The following is an 18,960-nucleotide window of genomic DNA, read 5'->3' as shown; positions in this document are numbered from 1 at the left end:
AACGAGAATCTGGCGTAGCCGTCCGACCTCGCTGATGCGGCGCTCCGCCAGCTGGGTGGCGGCGACGGTGGAGGTGACCCCGGTCCGCTCGGCGAGGGCCAGCACCTCCAGGGTCGAGGCGAAGATGCCGCTCGCCTTCGCCCGCGCCCGCTCCGGGGAGTAGCCCTCGATCTCGTCGGCGACCTGGATGAGCCCCCCGGCGTTGACCACGAAGTCCGGCGCGTAGAGCACACCCGTCCCGGCCAGCAGCTTGTCCACGTCCGCGTCCGCGAGCTGGTTGTTGGCCGCGCCACACACGACGCGCGCCTGCAGCGCCCCGACGACGTCCGCGGTGAGGGCGCCACCGAGCGCGCAGGGGGAGTACACGTCCGCGTCGGCCCCGATGAGCGCGTCGGGGTCGGCGTGCGTCTCGGCGTCGGGATACTCCGCCCGCAGCCGCCGCAGGGCCGCCTCGCTGACGTCCGCGGCGACCACCCGGGCGCCGTCGGCGAGCAGCTGGCCCACCAGCCGCCGGCCGACCTTGCCGACGCCGCTGACGGCCACCCGCCGGCCCGCCAGCGACGGCACGCCCCACAGGTGCCGGGCGCAGGCGCGCATCCCCTCGAACACGCCGTAGGCGGTCAGGATGCCGGAGTCGCCCGAGCCGCCGTGCGCGGGGGAGCGTCCGGTGACCCACCGGCACTCCCGCGCGATCACGTCCATGTCCTCGACGTACGTGCCGACGTCGCAGGCGGTGATGTAGCGGCCGCCGAGCGACGCCACGAAACGCCCGTACGCGCGCAGCAGCGGCTCGGACTTGTCCCGCCCGGGGTCGCCGAGGATGACCGCCTTGCCGCCGCCGAGGTCCAGGCCGGCGCAGGCGGCCTTGTAGGCCATGGCCCTGGACAGGGCAAGGGCGTCGCTCAGGGCCACGTCCTCGTCGGCGTAGGGGTGGAATCTGGTCCCGCCGAGGGCGGGGCCGAGGGCGGTCGAGTAGATCGCGATGATCGCGCGCAGCCCGCTGGCGGGGTCCATGCAGAAGACCACCTGTTCGTGCTGCGAACCGGCGGTGAAGACGGACGGCACCGGTGAGGCTCCCTTCGCCGGGAACGTGGGGTTCGTCAGGGAAATGACCATCAATGATCATCGGGGTCGACGCCTGGCCGGGCGGAACGTCCCGGACGGGCGCGGCCGGTGTCCGCAACGTATCCGCGGGTGCCTCCATGGGCTGGTGTGGTGGTGATTGTTCGTCGTTGCCGCCGTGTGCCCCCGTCGTCTTCCGGGGGGTGCGTGTCGACGATGGGCCTACGGCGGCTCGCTGATGTTCCCGGCATGCCAGGATCTCTTCTGTGGCGCCTGTCGTGAGTCCGGCCGCCTACCTGCGGGTGTACGAGCCGCTGGCGGCCTTCCCCCCGGCCGAACGGCTCCGTTGGGAGCGGTACGCGGCCGAGGGAGGCGTGCCCAGCCGTCGTGCCGGTGCCCGGCGGGAACGCGCCGTCGCGCTGGCCGCGACCATCCGTCCCTCGCTGGACGTGGCCGACGAGTCCGCCTTCGTGCAGATGGCGGACGGCCTGATGTTCGTCTGCCCCTGGTACACCCAGCTGCGGGTGTGGCAGGCCGCGATGGAGTTCCGCGGCCGGCTGCCCGAGCGGGTGGCCGAGGCGTTCATCCCGCGCCGGCTGGCCGAGCCCGCCGAGACCGAGCTGGACCGCTGGCGCAGCCGCCGGCCCGGTCTCAAGGTCTACGTCCAGACCTGCACCTGGATGGTGCCGCCGCCGTGGTTCGTCCTGTTCGATCCCGCGGAGCGGGTCCTGGTCACGGGTGACACCGTCGACAGGTCGCTGCTCTACCGGACGTCGATGGGCCTCGCCCGGCGCCGGGTCACCCGGGCCCTGGAGGCGCTTGACGTGCTGCGCCGGGTCGCGCCGGACTCGCCGGGCGTCGACGGCGTGGCCGAGCTCGGGGGCTGGCTGGAGGACTTCCACCCGCACAGCCGGATCGAGCTCGACTACGGGGGCGTCGTCGATCTGCTCGACGACGACGCGCTGCGCGGCGACACGTCGGTCGCGGACCTGGGCGAGGCGATCACGGCGTTACGCCGAGGGCGAACAGACGCGGCGGTTACGGCGTATGGGCGTGTCCTGAACCGGTGGAGACCGCTTCAGACCAGGGAGTCCGCAAGCTGATAGTTCATGGGTTCTAACTGAGCGTGATTGCTCGCTTCGGACGTCGTGTGACTAGTCAGCAGATGGTCCTGACGTGCCATGTCCGAAATGCCCCCGAAGGATGCACGATCTGTATGGGACGGAGCGACGCTCTGTGACGGGAGGCCAACGCAATGACGACGAGAACACCGGACGCTGAGCCGCTGCTGACGCCCGCTGAAGTGGCAACGATGTTTCGTGTCGACCCGAAGACGGTGACCAGGTGGGCCAAGGCGGGCAAGCTCACGTCGATCCGCACTCTCGGCGGCCATCGCCGCTACCGGGAGGCGGAGGTCCGGGCTCTCCTCAAGGGGATCCCATCCGTGGGAAGTGAGGTATAGCCCCACGCCAACGCGATCAGACGCATCGGATCCTCCTTCCTGTTTCGGCATGGTCCGCAAGCTTCGGGGTCCAGGCGGTTCCGGCTGCTTGCGATGCGGCCAGGCTAAGGCCGGGGGGATCGTCGGTACGGCGGTTGTTCCAACCAGGGGCAATGGTTGTGCTTCGGATGTGTCGATCTTGTCGAAGATGAGGACGTGCCAGTACGTCCAGTCGTTTTCGGGTTCTTCGACCAGGATCCGGGAGTCTTCGACCAGGAAGCCGGGGTCCCTGGCCAGGATCCGGGGGTCTTCGACCAGAGGCTGAGGGCGGCGTGCCGCAGTTCTTCGCCCGCCGCCTCAGGCCCGGGTTCCCGGACCGCTGACAGACCGGCGTTCCGGGTCGGAGCCCCCGGGCCCGGGCACCCCCGAGGGGCCCGGGTACCCCGAGGGGGTCGTGACACACGGTTCCCGCCGTGGTCAGGGCTCGGCCGGTGGCCAGTGGATCAGATCCAGGGCCGCCGGGCATCCCTGGGACCGGCGCCCGCCAGGATGGCCGCCCGCGCCGCGGCCGCGGCTGGGGATGCCGCGGCCCGCCGGGCGGGTGACGGCCGATCTCGCATGGACGTCCGCCGGCCGGGTGGCTGCCGGCCGGGTGGCTGCCGGCCGCGCGCCGTCCCTGCCCGCGCCTGATCACGCCTGATCACGCGGTCAGGTCATGCGTGGTCACGAATCCCCTGCCGTCCCGCGGCCCGGGCACAGTGGGCGCCGCAGAAGAACTGGCCGTTGGTCTGCGCCCCGTGCCCGGAAATCTTCACGCCGCAGTGCTCGCAGACCGGGGCCATCGCGTGGATGGCGCACTCAAAGCTGTCAAATACGTGCACATTTCCCTGGGCGTGCACCTCGAAGCTCATCTCGTAGTCGTTACCGCAAACCTCACAACTGCCCATTGTGACTCCCCGTCGGCGCCCTTGTGGTGGCTTTGTCGCTTTGTCGCTGCTCACTGCTCGCTGTTCGGTGGGCCCGGGGGCCGGGACGCGACCGACACGGCACCGGGATTCTCCGGAGCGGGCCGGAACGCCGGGCCCCCGGGCCGTTCACCGGTAATCCGCTGTAGCCGCTCGTGCCCGGCCGCGTGGTGGCCAAACCGGTGCCGGCGAACTCCCTTTCGGCGGCCGGGCTTTCCGCGGTCGGGCAAGCGGGCCCGGCCGCCGGTTCTTCCGGTTCGGCCCGCCTTCACACGGCTGTTCCGGTGCCCCGGAGCCCGCCAGTCACGCCGGACCGGCGACGCGCCGTATTCCAGGCACATCCCGGATAGCCCGTATCCATATACGTCGTATCCCGGTTACGGAGCACACATTTCCAGGCATGGACGCGCGACATTGCCGGGCTCGTTCGTGGAGAGCCGGGAGCAGGTGCCGAGGGAGCCGGGCGGCCCCGCGCTGGACATGGCTTCCCGGTGGTGGGCCTGGCGCGGCTGGTGATGGGCGCCGGCTGGGCGAGGCCGCGGGCCGGCCATGTTGCGGCCGGGCACACGTGAAGTACCGCTTGGCCTGAACGTGGTAGGTCAGGCCGCGGGCCGGGCCATGTTGCGGCCGGGCACACGGGATGCCGGGCCGCCGCCGCACCGGGGCGGTCCCCTGTCGCCTGTCGGGGCGGGCCGCTCCCGGGCGCGTCGGAGTGTCCGGCGGGCGGGCGCAGAGCCTCCCGCGGGCCGGGAGCCCCCCGCGCCGGGCCTCGGCCGGGCCCTGGCCGGGCTGCCTTTCCTCCTGGTCGCCAGGGTATTTTCTGCCCGGCGGGACGGGTATTCCTCCCTATTTACCGAGGCGATTTACCGGGAGTTCGTCAAATCGACCGGAAGTCGCTCGTGGACGACAGGTTAGAAGTGTGTAAAAATTCCATTTCGCAAACGTCGACCGGCCCGCCTCGATGATTCATTAGTGGCGACGTCCTCCCAGCTCACAGGGCATCCGGGAGTTCGCGGTGCCGGCTGGCTCCCATAGCAGACGGCGGGTCCAGCGCCGGTGCGCTCTTTCCGTCCCGTGATTCACGACTCACCGCTCCAATCATACGTGCGTATATGCGGACCGTACGATGGAATTGTGTCAGGTGCGAGAATCGTGAAAGAAGGCAGTGAGCCACATGAATCCGCAGTCGCCCGACACGAACAGGGCCCGTGAGTCCGCCGACGTCGTCCTCATCGGCGCGGGAATCATGAGTGCCACCCTCGGTACTCTGCTGCGCAGACTCCAGCCGGACTGGTCGATCGACGTGTACGAGCGATTGCCCAGGGTCGCCGAGGAGAGTTCGGATCCGTGGAACAACGCGGGTACCGGTCACGCCGCCCTGTGCGAACTGAACTACACCAGTGAGCTCCCGGACGGCACCATCGACGTGCGGAAGGCCGTCGGGATCAACGAACAGTTCCAGGTGAGCCGGCAGTTCTGGTCGTATCTGGTGGAGGACGGAACATTTTCCGAGCCGGAGACCTTCATCAACTCGACGCCGCACATGACCTTCGTGCAGGGGGCGACCGATGTCGACTTCCTGCGCAGGAGATACGAGGCGCTGCGTACCGAGCCGCTGTTCTCCGCCATGGAGTTCAGCGACGATCCCGCCGTGATCCAGCGGTGGGCTCCGCTGCTGATCGAGCAGCGCAAACCCGGCGAGCAGATAGCCGCGACCCGTGACATCTCCGGGACCGACGTGGACTTCGGTTCCCTGAGCCGGCAGCTCTTCCGGACGCTTGAGGCCTCTGGCGTCGGTATCCACCTCAACCAGGAGATCAGGGCGCTGACGCGGAAGCCGGACGGCCGGTGGCGGCTGCGCATCCACAACAACACGACCGGGAAGACCAAGGAGGTCTCCGCGCGATTCGTGTTCGTCGGCGCGGGTGGGTGGGCGCTGAAGATCCTGCAGAAATCACGGATACCCGAGGCCTACGGTTTCGCCCTGCTGCCCATCAGCGGGCAGTTTCTCCGTACCGACAATCCGGCCGTCGTCGCCCGGCACCACGCGAAGGTGTACGGCAAGGCGCCGATCGGCGCGCCGCCGATGTCCATGCCGCACCTGGACACCAGGATCGTCGACGGCAAGAAGTCGATCCTGTTCGGCCCGTACGCCGGCTCGAGTCCGAAGTTCCTCAAGCACGGCTCCGTCCTTGACATGCCGTCGTCCATCCGTTGGCACAACGTCCTCCCGCTGCTTGCCATGGCGAGGGACAACATCGCCCTTGTCGCCCTGCTGGTGAACGCGCTGCGAGCGACCCGGAAGAAGAAGATTGCCGAGCTCGCGAAGTTCGTTCCCGGCGCACTGGCCAAGGACTGGCGGATCATCACGGCCGGGCAGCGGGCACAGATCGTGAAGAAGGATCCCGAGAAGGGGGGGATCCTCCAGTTCGGCACCGAGGTCGTCGCGTCCGCAGACGGCTCCATCGCCGGAGTTCTCGGTGCCTCACCCGGAGCGTCCACCGCTGTACCGATCATGCTTGATCTTCTCCAGCGGTGCTTTCCAGAGCGTTATGACGTCTGGCGGCCCATGCTGAACGAAATGATCCCCACGTTCGGTCAGCGGCTCTCGGACAATACCGAGCTCGCGGCCCAGACGATGGCCGCGACCGCGAAGACCCTGCACCTCACCGAAATTTCTCGGCCCCTTTCGCGGCGATCCGCCGATCCGGTGGACTGACCGGCCGCCGGATGAACCGGATGTCGCCGGACGACGATGCTCGCTCGGTGGGTGCGGTCCGCTCGCGGGGGTGGGCGCGGCCGTCCGCACCCGGCCTGGGACGGACTTCGACGAGGCCCGGACAGCACCGTTCTGTCCGGGCCGGCCGTCGCGTGGCCGCGCGGGAAACGGGTGGCCCCGGTAGCTGGTTTTCCCGGCATCCCGGCATCCCGGCATCCCGGCTCCGGGTCCCGGCATCCCGGGCCGGGTCCTAGACTGACGGCATGGCGTTGGGCGATGCGAAGTATGTTGCTGTGACGACTTTCCGTAAGACCGGTGTCGCCGTGTCCACGCCCACGTGGATCGTTCCGCTTGACGGGGGCCGGGTCGGATTCAACACGTCGTCGGTGTCCGGTAAGTACAAGCGGCTCCGGAACAGCCCCAGGATCGTGCTGCAGCCGTCGGACGCACGCGGGCGCGTCCGGGCCGATTCGTCGCCTGTCGAGGGGACCGCCGAGTTGGCGACCTCCGGCGACGGCTTTGACGAGGTCCAGCGCAAGGTCCGCGCGAAATACGGTGTGATGGTCTCGGTGTCAAGGCTGTTCAACACGCTCAGCCGTCTCGGCCGGGCGAAACTGCCGTACGGCGACGTCGCCGTCATCATCACGCCGGCCACCTCGGAATAACGATTATCTCCACGCCATCGCTGACGGCGGCTGCCCGCGGCCGCGTGCTCAGTCGGGGAGGCCCTGGTCGCGGATGATGCGGTCGATGCGGCGGTCGGGGATCAGCCACAGGATGGCGACGGCGACGAAGAAGCCGAGCGCGATCCGGATGCCGATGCGCCCGTGGCCGGTGAGCAGCGCGCTCACGATGCCGGCGAGATAGAGGATCACGGATGCCTTGCCCTTGAGGTCCCGTCCGACAGCCTGCCGCAGCGGGGAGCCCGCGCCCTCGTTCCGAATGATCACAGTTTGTAGCACGAAGTAGGCGATCGCGGCCGCGAGCAGGTTCACCCCGTAGAGGACCACGGGCGTGCGGGCGAATTCGCTGTCGTCCATCCACGCGGTGGTGAATGGAAACAGGGAAAGGAAGAACAGCAGGCCCAGGTTCGCCCAGAGCACGCCGCCGGTGCTGCGCTGGACCAGTTGGAAGGTGTGGTGGTGGTTGTTCCAGTAGATGCCGACATAGACGAAGCTGAGCAGGTAGGTGAGCAACGAGGTCCCGGTGGTGTGCCGCAGCGCCGCCAGATCGTGCCCTTCTGGAACCTTCAGCTCCAGCACCATGATCGTTATGATGATGGCCAGGACAGCGTCGCTAAACGCTTCCAGCCGGCTCGTTCTCACGCGACGGCCGCCCGATCGCGCCCATGACCGGCAGCCCGGCACGCCGGCGGCCGCACACCACGAACATCCCTCCACACGGCGCCCATCATCCCATCCTGGCCGCCGTCCTCAACGCAGGCATGACCACGCCGGGCGCCGCCGGGCACGGATGAGTACCCAGGCGCCATCCGGATCGTGCTCGTTGCTGATCTACGATTGACCAGCCCGCGCACCGCGTCCGATGTCATCGCGCTCAAGGGCGTCATCCGGCCAGGGCGCCCTGTGCTGACCAGCCTTGACACGCTCGTTTCGGCCCGTTATGCCCCCGAGGTTCGCGCTGGCGACTACGATTGTTTTGGCTACCTTCGGTGGTGGCTCCACTGTGAGTGATCTAACGGTGGCAGAGGGGCGCCCAGGCGGACGCCTACGCGGGGCGGAGGCGAGGGGATGGCCGAGAACACGCTGCTGACCATCCGTGCCTCGGGCTCGGCGACCACCGGGGGTCGCCTGCCGCTGGCCGAGTTGGCCCGGCTCGCCGGTGAGTTCCAGGCAACCGTGGAGCGGATCGCGCTTGGCCTGCGTGGGCTCTCCCCCGTTGCCGGCCGTCGCCCGAAACATGTCGTCGAGGCCGTCGGCATGGAAGTCAGGGCGCTGACAAGCGGATCCGCGGTTCTGACCGTCGGTCGGATAACCCAGCCGATGTTGGGAGACGATCTCCTGATCGATTCTCTGGAGACGCTGGAAGCAGGGCTCGACGCCATCGCCAACGGTCGACCGACGCCGGAGGTCTTCACCGCCCCCGTCCTCGACGGGCTGTTGAAGCTCTCTGGTGGTGTCGCGGACGGCACGCTTGCGGGTGTTGAGATCCAGCGCGGCGGGCGGACGACAATCCGCTTCGACACGCAGCTGTATTCCTCGGTCCGCGCCGCTCGGCGCGCTGTCAGCATCACCGAGCAAGTGATCGTGGGCCGGCTGCAGATGGGCGACTTCGCACGGGGCGCATTGCGTTGCCGGATCGACACGGTTACCAGCAGTGTCTCCTGCACCTTCGACGAGGGGCTCAAGAAGGATGTCCTCGCGGCAATGAATTCGCTGGTCCGTGCTCGTGGGCTTGCCGAGTCGACAGCGGGTGGCGTGATCCGAGCGTTCACGCTGCGGGCGGTGGAGCGCCTTCCCAGCTCCCCTCATCGCACATTGGACGACATGGCCAGAGAGCAGGAGGTAGAGCCAGTGCGGAGTCTCGCCGAGCTGGCCATGTCGGAACCGCTGACCGACGAGGAGTACGAGGATTTCCTCGCCGCGGCGATGTCGGCACGGGGGGACCAGCCGCCGAGGTGAGTGACTACGTCATTCTTGATACCGACGTCTTCTCCGCAATCACCGCGGGCCGGGCGACGGCGGCGAGATACGAGGCCGTCCTGCGGAACAAGACGCAGGCACTGACCTTCGTCTCGGTCGCCGAGCTGCTCTATGGAGCGCGGCACGGCGGATGGGGTGAGCGTCGGACCACCGCGCTTGTGGAGAAAATTGAGCGCCTGCTGCTCATCCCGTTCGACAAGGAGCTTCCCGCGGTCTGGGCGCAGTTACGCGACCTGGCCCGCCGCCGCGGCCATCCACTCGCCCAGCCCGCGCACACCAACGACCTGTGGATAGCCGCTTGCGCGGTCCTCTATCAGGCACCGCTGTTGACCGGCAACCGGCGACATTTCCTCGGCGTACCCGAGCTGACGGTGGTCAGGGCGGAGGATCTGGAAGCCGGCGTTCCGTACTGATCCGTCGTCTCCTCCTCGGCAGCCCCGGGCCTGCGTGGTGATCGTCCGCTCGGTGGAGTACACGCTGCTCTGGGTCGACTATCGCGTGGTGACCGCGGTTCGTGGGCTCGGTCTGCGACTGCTGTACTGGCCGAGCGAGGTGATCGTTTTTCTGGCCGGAGTCGGCCTGTGGGTCGCCGCGATCCCCCCGACCATGGCCGGCGTTCTCCATCGCCGCGCGGGACGGATCGCACTGATCGTCGCCATAGTAGGACTGTTGACCTGGAACTTCTCTCTGTGCGTCCCCGGCGGGGGTTGTGTGAGTCCGATCGAGGGCTGGTGGAGGTTTACCTCGAAACTGGGCGGGGTCAAACGGTCGTAGCGACGTCCCGATAGGATGATCGTGTTGGCGTCGAGTGGCTGGATGGTGGATGGGTCGGCGGGGCTCGTTTCGAGGACCATCGGATGGGGGTGGTGACGAGTGAACCCCACCACAATGAACGCAACAGATCCGCGCTGGCTTTCCCGGGGGTGTCGCCGGAGCGGCAAAGATAACCCACCGCATCGCGCCAGCTCAGATGCCGTCGACATGGGACAGTAGCTGACCAGCAGGTGTGGTTCAAGCAGCTACGAAGCCTATGATCATCGTTTCTGTCCGGCGAGGATCGTCGTGTCCGTCGTACGTCAACCGATGAGTTCTGCCTCGGTCGATGGTCGTACTCTGCAACAGCCGGTTCGAACCAGCAGAGGAGCAGCAGATGGTGATCGTCGCGGGGCATGTCGTCGTCGATCCGCAACAGCGCGAGTCCTACCTCGTGGACTGTGTGAACGTGGTTGAACAGGCCCGCCGCGCATCCGGTTGCCTCGACTTCTCTATCACTGCGGATCTGGTGGATTCCGGCCGCATCGTCATCTTCGAGCGCTGGGAGTCGCAAGCGGCTGTCGAAGCATTCCGGGGCAGCGGCCCCAGCAACGAACAGAGCGCTGCGATACTCGCCGCATTGGTGGCCGAGTACGACGTCGCCGATGTGCGTTCGCTGACCTGAACGGCGGGCGGGCGCCGACGACGACAAGACGCTCAGGTCGCGTGGTTCGCGCAGAACGCGTGGGCCCGGGGACCACCGCGACCACGCTCTGGTCCAGAACATCCGACGCGGCCACGACGACCTCGGGATCGACGTCGACCCACAGCTGCGGCTCTCGGCCGTGTTCACCGAGCTCACCCAGGCCGTCTGACCGCGATCGCCTGGGCCCTGGCGTGCACCGCATCCCCGTAACGCAACAGCGCCAACAGACCCGCCTGATGTGCCTGGGCCGAACGCTGGCTCGGCCGGTGACTGAGTCGATCACCGGCCGAGCGCAGGGTCCTGCTCTGCTTGCGTGCGCTACTTCTGAGGGTTTGTCATACGTCTCCCATTAGGGCTTCGGGGCCAGCGTGGGCGTGGGTGCCAGTGTGGGGGTCGGGATCGGGGTCGGAGTGGGGATCGGGGCCGGCGTGGCGGTCAAGATCGGAGCCGGAGCCGAGATACCGGGAGGAGTCCAGGTGATCGTGACCTCACCGTTGCCGTCGTTGATCGTGCCCGAGTTGACCCCGGTGGTCAGGACGGGGTTCCCGATGGTCGACGCGGCGAACGAGCTCCCGCCCGCGCCCCCGCCGCCGGCGCCACCGTAGCCGCCGAAGGTGCCGCCGCCACCGGAGCCGCCGCCACCACCGAAGTAGCCGCCGCCCGCGCCGCCGCCCGCGCCACCACCGGACGTGGTGGCGGTCGGGTCCAGGCAGGGCGGGGTGTGCACCCCGCTGCAGGGCAGGTTCCCGGCACCGCCGACACCGCCGGCACCGGACGTGCCGTCAGTACCGTCTCCGCCGCAGCGCGGATCGGCCAGCGGATCGGTGGTCGGGGGATTCCCGGCGCCGTGCCGGCACGCGTTCAGTCCTCCGGCGCCTCCGGTGGTCTGGGTGCCGCCCTTGCCCGGGAGTCCGGCATTACCACCATCGACGGTCGACCCAGCGTCGGTGCCGGCGTCACCGCCGCCGGCACCCCCGGCTCCGCCGAGCGCGTTGCCCTGCCCGCCGGTGCCGCCGCCGCCGCCTCCGCCGGCACCGACCAGCACCCGGGTGGACTGGTCGCACTTCCGTGCGGCACATCCTGCCGCGGCCACGCGGACGTCGGAGGAACCGCCGCCGCCGGAACCGTTACCACCGTCGAACGCTGTCCCGCCGTTCGCGCCGGAGCCATCACCAGGCCCACCTGACACGCCGGCGTCGGACCCACCGAACCCGCCGAGTGCTCCCGATCCGCCGGAGGGGCCATTGCTCATTCCGCCCGAGCGCGAGGCCGCGGTTCCGTTGGCGCCCTTGCCCGCCACGTCCACCTGCAGGACCTGGTTGCCCTTCAGCCCCGTCAGTGATCCGGACGCCTGGCCACCGCCACCTCCGGGACGCCCGGTGATGTCCCCTGCCGGGGACGGGTGTGCCGCGTCACCAGTGATGAAGTAGTGCCCGCCCTGGGCGCCGGTCACCACGACCTCGACCGAGCTCACTCCCGCGGGCACCGTGAAGGTGTCCGATCCGATGTTGTGATAGGTGCAGGTCATTGTCGTCGTCCCGGACAGCACACCGGTCGTCCCGCACACCGGCGGGGGCGGTACGGCCTTCGGTGGTGCGCTGATCGCGATCCCCACCGGCCGGTCACCGACGGGGATCGGGGTGCCGGCGGTGTTGCTGGCCACATCGATCGGCGTCACCGTGTCGCTGTCGCGGTTGACCGCATAGGCGGCCACGCCGTCCGGCGTGACCGCGATGTAGAACGGTTCGATGCCTCCGGTGGAGATAGGAGTGCCGGGGGTGCTGGTGGCCACATCGATCGGCGTCACCACGGCGTCACGCTCATTGGTGACGTACACGGTTCGGCCATCGGGCGTGATCGAGATCCCGACCGGGCGGTCGCTGACCTGAATCGGTTTGCCAGGGGTGTTGGTGGCCACATCGATCGGTGTCACGGTGGCGCTGGCAGCGTCGGCGTTGTCCGTGACGTACACGGTCCTGCCGTCGGGTGTGATCACAATTCCCTGCGGGTTGTTCCCGGCTGGGATCGGTGTGCCGGGGGTGTTGGTGGCGACATCGATCGGCGTCACCGTGTTGCTTGCGGCGTTGGTGACGTAGGCGGTCCTGCCATCGGGGGTGATCGCGACGTAGTGTGCGTCGTCCCCCACCGGGATGCGGGCACCGGGAGTACTGGTGGCCACATCGATCGGCGTCACGTCATCGCTGGCGTTGTCCACCACGTAAGCGGTCCGGCCGTCGGGAGTCACTGCGACCCCGAACGGGAACTGACCGACCGGGATCGGGGCGCCAGGGGTGCTGGTGGCCACATCGATCGGCGTCACCGTGTTGTCAGCCCGGTTCGTCACATAGACGGTCCTGCCATCAGGTGTGACCGTAAGCCCTCTGGGGCTTGCACCTACCCGGATCGGGGCACCGGCCGTATTGGTCGTCACGTCGATCGGGGTGACCGTGTTCCCGAAATTGTTGATCACATAGGCGGTGGCCGCTGCCGGCTTCGGAGCAGGGCTCGGCGTTGGGTTCGGACTCGGTGTCGGGCTCGGTGTCGGTGTCGGTGTCGGTGTCGGGCTCGGTGTCGGAGGCGTGGACGGCTTCGTGGGCCTGGGCTCCTGCGAGGAACCCCACGTGATGATGACCTCGCCGTCGCCCTTGTTGACGGTGCCGGCGTTGACACCGGCGGTCAGGGCGACAGAGCTCACTGTCGGTGCGGCGAAGGAGCTTCCCCCGCCCCCACCGGCGCCTGCCCCGCCGCCACCGATCGTGAGGCCGCCACCTCCCGAGCCACCGCCACCACCGAAGTACCCACCACCACCGCCGCCACCGGCGCCACCGCCCGCAGCCGAATCATCGGGGTTCCGGCAGGGCGGGGTGTGCACACCCAGGCAGGCCTGGTTTCCCACGCCCCCGGCGCCGCCTGACCCAGAGCGGCCATCGGTGCCATCACCGCCGAAACGCGGATCGTTGGGATCGGGTGGAGGCGGAGTCGCGTGCCGCCCGGCGTTGAGCCCCCCGGCCCCACCCGCGGTCTGGGTTCCACCGCCCCCAGGAGTCCCCGGGTGGCCACCATCGACGACGGCACCACCAGCCGCGCCGGCAGTACTGCCACCGGCGCCGCCGGCACCGCCCAGCGCGTAGCCCTGGCCGCCAGTGCCGCCGCCTCCGCCGCCGCCCGCACCGACCAGCACCCGGTCCGCCAGACCGCACGTCAACGTCGCGCAGCCACCAGCCGCGATCCGTACATCCGAGGAACCGCCGCCACCGGCGCCGTTGCCACCGTTGAGGCTCGCGGTCCCGCCATCAGCCCCGGCGGCGTCCCCCTTACCGCCTGCCACACCACCGTTGGAGCCGCCGAAGCCCCCCACGGCGCCCTGTCCTCCGGATGGTCCGTTGTTCTTCCCGCCAGACCGGCTCGCCGCCGTGCCGTCAGTACCCTTGCCGGCAACATCGACCTGCAGAACCTGACCTGCGGACAGATCCGCTATCACGCCGTACGCCTGGCTGCCGCCCCCACCCGGACGGCCGGTGATATCACCCACCGGCGAGCCGCCATGACTGGCGTCCCCGGCAATAAAGTAATGCCCGCCCTGGGCGCCGACCACCGTGATCTCGACCCATTTTGCGCCGTTGGGCACGGTGAAGGTGTCTGACCCGACCGTGCTGTAGGTGCATGTCTTCTTGTCGAGGACGCCTGAGCTCCCACAGGATTTTTTCGGAGAGGCGCTCGACGAGGACACCGCTGCCGCGGAACCGGCCAGCAGCATACTCAGCACAACGCCTAGCACCGAAACAGACCATGCAAAGACACGACGATTGCGTATGATGATCAGCCTCCTCTGGCAGCGTATTCGTGAACCAAACAAAAATCCCAAGACCGGACACCCTCTTGGCTATGCTCCCCGGAACGAGGGTTCCAGGGTCCCGAACTGCTTCTTGCCAGGTCGGGGTTGATGTGCCGGCAAGGCGGCGGGCCATGATATTGATCACCACAATGTGGATCATTGCTTTGGAGCGGTGGACAGGGTTTCTGTAGTCGCGCGGCGGCGATAGGAAATCAACCGGCCGAAGGTCCGTTCCACAGTCCACGCAGAATCGTGGGGTCGCCCAGCACCGCGGGCCCCCGCGCTTCCTGCCCACGATCTTCTTCACCACGTCGTCCGTATACCCGTACAGTTTCGTGGTCCCGGCGCGCGGCACCGGGACCACCTGTCCGCTATGGGTGTTGCAGAAACCGCGTTTCGTCACGTGACGAAACGTCGGGCGGGCCATGCTCGGTGCCGCGCCCGCCCGCGGACCGGGGTTACAGGTGTCTTCAGACGCCGTCGTTGGCGCACAGCGCCCAGACGTCGGAGTAGGTGTTCGGCGAGCTTGTGCCCCCGGTATGGGTGAAGGCTGTCCAGTACGCCGCCGTGGTGGTTCCGTCACTGACCGGGTTGCCGCTCGAGTCGCTGGGGAAACTTCCGTTGAGGTGGTCGCCGCCTGAGCCCGGTCCGGTGAAGTCGGTCGTGGTCACGCTGCCTCCGCTGATGGCGGCGCCCCCGCTGATCAATTTCCCGTCCCCGCTGGGGCAGTTGACTGTCGTCTTCTGGCCTGTGCTCCCCGTGGTCGGGCCGCTCGCCTCGCTGAAGTGGACTTTGACGGTGACGCCGCTGATGTTGATGTTGTTTCCGCTGCAGACCGCGTAGGCGTAGGTCTCGTTGGTGCTGTTGGTGCCGTTGGCCCACCCGACGGCGGTCCAGGCGTTCGGGTTGGTCTCGCCGTCGGCCGCGGCTTTCTGGCCGTAGTCATGTGCGGAGTTGTTGAAGGTGGGGAAGCTGGCGATCGGCTTGAAGTTGCCGACACTGGCCGGGGTGGCGCGCGCCCCGCCGCCGAGCAGGACCGTGTTCGCCGGATAGGTCGCGGTGACCAGGCCCACCGTCGACCCGCTGGTGGGTGCGTTGGTCTTGTTCATGACCACCTGGGTGTGGTTGATCAGGTTGCTGGTGAAGCACACCGCGAAGGGGGTGGTGGAGAAGGAACTGTCGGCCTGGCCGCCGCTTCCGCCGATCCCGAGCCAGTGCGTCACGTCGGTGCCGACAACCCCGGTGGAACCGGTGTATTCGGTGGTGCCGTCGGGACTGGGTGAGGTGCCCATCACATGGTTGCCGTTGCCGGTGCCGGTGGCCTGGTTGATCCCACCGCCGGAGATCAGGCCGCTACTACAGTCCGCGTGGGTTGAGATCTCGGAGTTAGGGTTTGCAGGACCGCTGGTGGCCCCGGGTGACTTCACCGTGACGCCCACGGTGTTGGCGTGTGCCGTGGCCGGGAAGGCCACCGCCAGCGCGGCGCCCAGGACCAGTGCTGTTCCCGCTGTGCGCGTACGCACGGACAGATGTGATCTCACGTCAACCTTCGCGTCAGGGGTGCGCGATGCGAGCAGATGCGCCCGTCCGCACCGGGGGTGACAACTTCTGCGCGTGTAACGCAGGGTGTGCGACGCTGCACAAGACCCGCAGATGCGGAGCTATCGGCGACTATAGACCGCTTCTACGCGGAACTTGTGGTCCCTTGCGCCGATCTGAAGCGAGGAAGTTGTGGAACGCTGATAAATTGTCCTGAATTATCCGTTTCACACCTTTCCGGTGGCGGCGTGGACGCGGCTTCCGCGCCGGGGAGCTGGGCGTATGCGCGGCGCGTAGGGGGTTGGTGGAGCGGTCGGCGGAGGCTCCCCACGAGCTGGTTCGGGTGCCGGCGCGGCAGACGCGGCAGTCCCCGGCTGCCCTTCCGCGCCCTTTCAGCTGCCGAGCAGCGCAAGATCCTCTTCCGGCTCAGCTTGATCTTTAGCCTTTTCGCTGCTGGTGGGCGGTGATGGTCCGGTCCCGTTTGACGGTTTTCCCGACGTCGTGGCGGGGTGCTGGTCTGCGGTTGTGGGTGCTGGGTGGGCGGCCGGGGTGGCCACGGTCGGGACATGGGCCGATCTCCGCGCTATCCCTCCGATATGTCCGACGCGGAGTGGGCCTACGTACAGCCGCTACTACCTCCGCAGCCGAAGGACGGTCGCCGCGCCATCGCCTCGAGTTTTCGTCGCTACACCCGTTGCTGCATGATGATCTTAAAAAGATCTCACTCTTGGAGTGAAACCGCAGGTCGGGGGTGGTGGACAGGAGCGGGGTCGAACCGCCGACCTTCCGCTTTTCAGGCCGAATCGACCGTGTCGCCAGTGTCCGTAGCCGTGCATTTCCGTCCGTGGAGCGCCGCCGAAGTACCTGTTTGGTCGTCGACATTGCTACACCCGCCGCTACACCTCCGGCTAACGGGCCGTGAGTCAAAGAGCGGCGACGAACTCCTCGATCGACAGCCCCGTGTCACGAACGATCCGACGCAGTGTCCCGACCGGGATGTCACGACCCGGATGAACAGGTACGACCGTGAAACGACCCTCGGTGTTCCGCATCATGTGATGGCTTCCCTTGATACGAACCACCTCGAAGCCGAGCTTCTCAGGGACCTTGACCACATCCCCGCCAGGCAGCACGGGAAGAGGAGGCATCAGGCGACGTCCTGCACGATCGTCAGGACCGGTGGGACACCGAACTCCTCGATGACCAGCCTGACGGCCTCGTAGAGATCCGCTACAGCGTCCTCGGGAGTGTCACCGAGCCCGTGCGCGCCACCGCTGGGGAACGACGCATGGGCCGCCCAGGTGCCGCCCTCCTCCTGCTCCAGCTCGTAGGGAATCTGGACCATCCGCTTCATGGCGCTGACTGTACGCCGCCAGCCGCAAGGTTTGCGGCCTCCGCGTGTTCCACTGGATGGCCCTGGCGGCGGACACGTGGACGTTTCCACAACCATGGCGTTCCCCTCCCTGCCCGGGCGCCCGGATGTCCTGGCCAGAACTGGCAGAGCTGCCCGGGATGCCAGCCCCACGTGTGCCCGTCCGGGAGAATCCAGCCTGAGGGCTCGCCATCCAGGTTCTCGACACCGTGCGCCGCCCCCGGCTTCCACCTTCAAGATCGACATCGCCTTCTCCGCCGGCCGCCCGGCGTTGTCCAACGAGATCCGGCTGCCCGCGCCCGGGGCCGAGGCCAACGTGCAGATCTTCGCCGCGACCGGACTGCGCCGGCAGCGGGCGCTGCCGCAGCACCGTCGAGGTAGAAGCGCCGCGCAGCCTGTCTGCGGTCGGCGTTTGAGGCACTCGTCGTTGGCGGCATTGTCGAGCGCGGCCGTCGTGGCGGCGAGTTCGCGCGCGACCAGCTCATGAAGATCCCTGCCGCTGGTGAAGTCGTCCAGGCGGCGTAGCTGCGCGCCCCGATCCTCCACCGTGCGGGGTGAACGCCTCCCGGCGGGAACCACGCAGGTCAGACCCGATCCGACCTTGACCGTCCGCCGCTCTAGCATCACGGTCGTTGCTACACCCGTTGCTACAGAATAATCTTCAAGTAGCTCTAATTGATCTCAACATGGAGACAAAAGGCCTGGTCAGATGCGGTGGGCAGGGGCGGGGTCGAACCGCCGACCTTCCGCTTTTCAGGCCGCTCCATACCGTCCAGGAATGTCCGCACACGTACCCTGACGTGCACTTCTGGCTGCTGGAGTACCCCTCTGGCGGCCCGCGTTGCCACACGCACTGCCACACATCCGCCGCCCCCGAGAGGGCCGGCGGTGCCGCTGCCGAGACTTCGCTGCACCCATGTGTGGCAACGACTACGGCAGCAGGCAGTGCGAACCAGGCAGCGCCACCCGAGAGATCCCCCGCGGCCTGGCGGCCGAACACGGCCGTGCGTGATCTCTGATGAGCGCCGACGCGGCAGAAGCCGCCGCATCGACGCCGATTTCCCCCCGAAGCGGGGGATCCGCCGCCACTCCCGTGAAGATCGTTACAACTGTGATCGTGACGGTCGTCGGACTGACGTTCCTGTTCAGCTTCGGCAACATCTTCGCGCTCGGACTCCGACTCGGCGTCTCCCTCTGGGTCGCCCCCCTCGTCGCACCCGCCGTCGATCTCTCTGTCGTCGGACTCCTCCTCGGCACCCGCCACCTCGCCCTGCACGGCGGACCCGCCGACGTACAACGATCCGCACGACGCCTGCTCATCTTCGCCAGCATCGTCACCTTGGCGCTGAACATCGCCGAACCACTGATCACACGCCAGTACGGCAAAGCTGCCTTCGACGCAGTCGGCCCGCTCCTCCTTATCGGATGGGCAGAAGTCGGACCAAAACTCATCCAAGCAATGCAAGGCACCGGCACCGGCACCGGCACCACACAGACGTCATTTCCGACGAACCTTGGCCCAGGTTTCCACACCGGAAAGAAACTACCCACCACCGACCAGCGCGATCTGGCGTCGCCATGCATTCCACACCAGCAGAAAATGGACCAGCCGTCGTCTCGCGGACACCGCAGGAGAGCCTCCGAACAGGACCTGCTGCACCGTGCACGCGCCGAGGACGCACTCCATTGGGAGACCCACCACCGCCCGATCTCTGCTGAAACACTCCGCAAACACCTCCACGTCGGCGCGCCTACCGCTCGCAACATCGTCACGCAACTCCGAACCGACACCCACGCCCGCCTCGATAATGGAGCCGATACCGACATTCCCAGCGGTGAAGGCAACGGAGTCTCGGAACCATGACAGGGGCGGTGGGTAGCTGGACGGATACGGTCCAGCTACCC

Annotated in this window: 16 protein-coding genes and 2 pseudogenes; 11 read left to right on the top strand and 7 right to left on the bottom strand. The window is 67.9% G+C overall.

Annotation, left to right across the window (positions count from 1 at the left end):
• The coding region (locus NBW84_RS01630) for a Glu/Leu/Phe/Val dehydrogenase dimerization domain-containing protein (RefSeq protein ID WP_250281013.1) at positions 1-1,116 on the bottom strand (1,116 nt) is incomplete at its 3' end.
• A gap of 212 nt (positions 1,117-1,328) precedes the next feature.
• Here NBW84_RS01630 and NBW84_RS01625 point away from each other — a divergent pair.
• Both NBW84_RS01625 and bldC read left to right on the top strand, forming a co-directional pair.
• Positions 1,329-2,165, top strand: coding sequence for a hypothetical protein (locus NBW84_RS01625; protein WP_250281011.1), 837 nt, complete (start codon positions 1,329-1,331; stop codon positions 2,163-2,165).
• A gap of 152 nt (positions 2,166-2,317) precedes the next feature.
• The gene (gene bldC / locus NBW84_RS01620; protein WP_013871846.1) at positions 2,318-2,524 is read left to right on the top strand and encodes a developmental transcriptional regulator BldC; all 207 of its coding nucleotides are present in this window, start codon (positions 2,318-2,320) and stop codon (positions 2,522-2,524) included.
• Positions 2,525-3,216: 692 nt separating this feature from the next.
• On the opposite strand, the gene NBW84_RS01615 is transcribed toward bldC, so the two are convergent.
• On the bottom strand, positions 3,217-3,450 hold the full coding sequence (locus NBW84_RS01615; RefSeq protein WP_250281009.1) for a hypothetical protein: 234 nt from the start codon (positions 3,448-3,450) through the stop codon (positions 3,217-3,219).
• Positions 3,451-4,642: 1,192 nt separating this feature from the next.
• Between NBW84_RS01615 and mqo the strand changes: the two genes are divergently transcribed.
• The gene (mqo, locus tag NBW84_RS01610) at positions 4,643-6,187 is read left to right on the top strand and encodes a malate dehydrogenase (quinone) (RefSeq protein WP_250281008.1); all 1,545 of its coding nucleotides are present in this window, start codon (positions 4,643-4,645) and stop codon (positions 6,185-6,187) included.
• 263 nt (positions 6,188-6,450) lie between these two features.
• Entirely contained in the window at positions 6,451-6,852 is a 402-nt protein-coding gene (locus tag NBW84_RS01605) for a PPOX class F420-dependent oxidoreductase (RefSeq protein ID WP_445548201.1), read from the top strand.
• A gap of 48 nt (positions 6,853-6,900) precedes the next feature.
• Here the strand turns inward: NBW84_RS01605 and NBW84_RS01600 are convergent, their stop codons facing one another.
• Positions 6,901-7,512, bottom strand: a complete 612-nt coding sequence (locus tag NBW84_RS01600; RefSeq protein WP_250281004.1) for a TMEM175 family protein — start codon at positions 7,510-7,512, stop codon at positions 6,901-6,903.
• A 426-nt stretch (positions 7,513-7,938) separates the two neighbouring features.
• On the opposite strand from NBW84_RS01600, the gene NBW84_RS01595 reads away from it, so the two are divergent.
• The 5 genes and pseudogenes from NBW84_RS01595 to NBW84_RS01575 form a co-directional block, all read left to right on the top strand.
• A complete protein-coding gene (locus tag NBW84_RS01595) occupies positions 7,939-8,829 on the top strand; it encodes a hypothetical protein (RefSeq protein ID WP_250281003.1) in 891 nt (296 codons plus the stop codon).
• Entirely contained in the window at positions 8,826-9,263 is a 438-nt protein-coding gene (locus NBW84_RS01590) for a PIN domain-containing protein (protein WP_250281001.1), read from the top strand. Before NBW84_RS01595 ends, NBW84_RS01590 begins: the two co-directional genes overlap by 4 nt.
• Before the next feature lie 52 nt (positions 9,264-9,315).
• Positions 9,316-9,624 carry a hypothetical protein gene (locus NBW84_RS01585; protein WP_250280998.1) on the top strand — a complete coding sequence of 103 codons (309 nt, stop codon included), beginning with the start codon at positions 9,316-9,318 and terminating at the stop codon, positions 9,622-9,624.
• A 376-nt stretch (positions 9,625-10,000) separates the two neighbouring features.
• Positions 10,001-10,288 (top strand): antibiotic biosynthesis monooxygenase family protein, encoded by a 288-nt coding sequence (locus tag NBW84_RS01580; protein WP_250280997.1) that lies wholly within the window; start codon positions 10,001-10,003, stop codon positions 10,286-10,288.
• Between the two features lie 82 nt (positions 10,289-10,370).
• A pseudogene (locus tag NBW84_RS01575) lies at positions 10,371-10,478 on the top strand (IS6 family transposase); the annotation flags it as partial.
• A 180-nt stretch (positions 10,479-10,658) separates the two neighbouring features.
• On the opposite strand, the gene NBW84_RS23990 reads toward NBW84_RS01575, so the two are convergent.
• Positions 10,659-14,066 (bottom strand): beta-propeller fold lactonase family protein, encoded by a 3,408-nt coding sequence (locus NBW84_RS23990; RefSeq protein ID WP_445548608.1) that lies wholly within the window; start codon positions 14,064-14,066, stop codon positions 10,659-10,661.
• Between the two features lie 548 nt (positions 14,067-14,614).
• Positions 14,615-15,685: a hypothetical protein gene (locus NBW84_RS01565; protein WP_250280996.1), complete on the bottom strand. Its 1,071-nt coding sequence runs from the start codon at positions 15,683-15,685 to the stop codon at positions 14,615-14,617.
• 564 nt (positions 15,686-16,249) lie between these two features.
• Between NBW84_RS01565 and NBW84_RS01560 the strand changes: the two are divergent.
• Positions 16,250-16,348: pseudogene (locus tag NBW84_RS01560) on the top strand (transposase); the annotation flags it as partial.
• 258 nt (positions 16,349-16,606) lie between these two features.
• Here the strand turns inward: NBW84_RS01560 and NBW84_RS01555 are convergent.
• Together NBW84_RS01555 and NBW84_RS01550 are read right to left on the bottom strand one after the other, a co-directional pair.
• Positions 16,607-16,831 carry a type II toxin-antitoxin system HicA family toxin gene (locus NBW84_RS01555; protein WP_250280994.1) on the bottom strand — a complete coding sequence of 75 codons (225 nt, stop codon included), beginning with the start codon at positions 16,829-16,831 and terminating at the stop codon, positions 16,607-16,609.
• Positions 16,831-17,028, bottom strand: a complete 198-nt coding sequence (locus NBW84_RS01550) for a type II toxin-antitoxin system HicB family antitoxin (protein ID WP_250280992.1) — start codon at positions 17,026-17,028, stop codon at positions 16,831-16,833. The genes NBW84_RS01555 and NBW84_RS01550 overlap by 1 nt, the downstream gene beginning before the upstream one ends.
• A 1,045-nt stretch (positions 17,029-18,073) precedes the next feature.
• On the opposite strand from NBW84_RS01550, the gene NBW84_RS01545 reads away from it, so the two are divergent.
• Positions 18,074-18,919: a hypothetical protein gene (locus tag NBW84_RS01545; RefSeq protein WP_250280990.1), complete on the top strand. Its 846-nt coding sequence runs from the start codon at positions 18,074-18,076 to the stop codon at positions 18,917-18,919.
• Positions 18,920-18,960 lie beyond the last annotated feature (41 nt).

The sequence above is a fragment of the Protofrankia sp. CiP1_Cm_nod2 genome, assembly GCF_920664355.1.
Classification (GTDB): Bacteria; Actinomycetota; Actinomycetes; order Frankiales; family Frankiaceae; genus Protofrankia.
Note: the sequence above shows the minus strand (reverse complement) of the source record. Positions and strands in the feature narration are given on the sequence as shown.

Excerpts from the sequence above, each read along its gene's own strand:
- bldC (WP_013871846.1), top strand. The coding sequence starts at position 2,318 with ATGACGACGAGAACACCGGACGCTGAGCCGCTGCTGACGCCCGCTGAA.
- NBW84_RS01615 (WP_250281009.1), bottom strand. The coding sequence starts at position 3,450 with ATGGGCAGTTGTGAGGTTTGCGGTAACGACTACGAGATGAGCTTCGAG.
- mqo (WP_250281008.1), top strand. The coding sequence starts at position 4,643 with ATGAATCCGCAGTCGCCCGACACGAACAGGGCCCGTGAGTCCGCCGAC.
- NBW84_RS01605 (WP_445548201.1), top strand. The coding sequence starts at position 6,451 with ATGGCGTTGGGCGATGCGAAGTATGTTGCTGTGACGACTTTCCGTAAG.
- NBW84_RS01595 (WP_250281003.1), top strand. The coding sequence starts at position 7,939 with ATGGCCGAGAACACGCTGCTGACCATCCGTGCCTCGGGCTCGGCGACC.
- NBW84_RS01580 (WP_250280997.1), top strand. The coding sequence starts at position 10,001 with ATGGTGATCGTCGCGGGGCATGTCGTCGTCGATCCGCAACAGCGCGAG.
- NBW84_RS23990 (WP_445548608.1), bottom strand. The coding sequence starts at position 14,066 with ATGCTGCTGGCCGGTTCCGCGGCAGCGGTGTCCTCGTCGAGCGCCTCT.
- NBW84_RS01555 (WP_250280994.1), bottom strand. The coding sequence starts at position 16,831 with ATGCCTCCTCTTCCCGTGCTGCCTGGCGGGGATGTGGTCAAGGTCCCT.
- NBW84_RS01550 (WP_250280992.1), bottom strand. The coding sequence starts at position 17,028 with ATGGTCCAGATTCCCTACGAGCTGGAGCAGGAGGAGGGCGGCACCTGG.
- NBW84_RS01545 (WP_250280990.1), top strand. The coding sequence starts at position 18,074 with ATGAGCGCCGACGCGGCAGAAGCCGCCGCATCGACGCCGATTTCCCCC.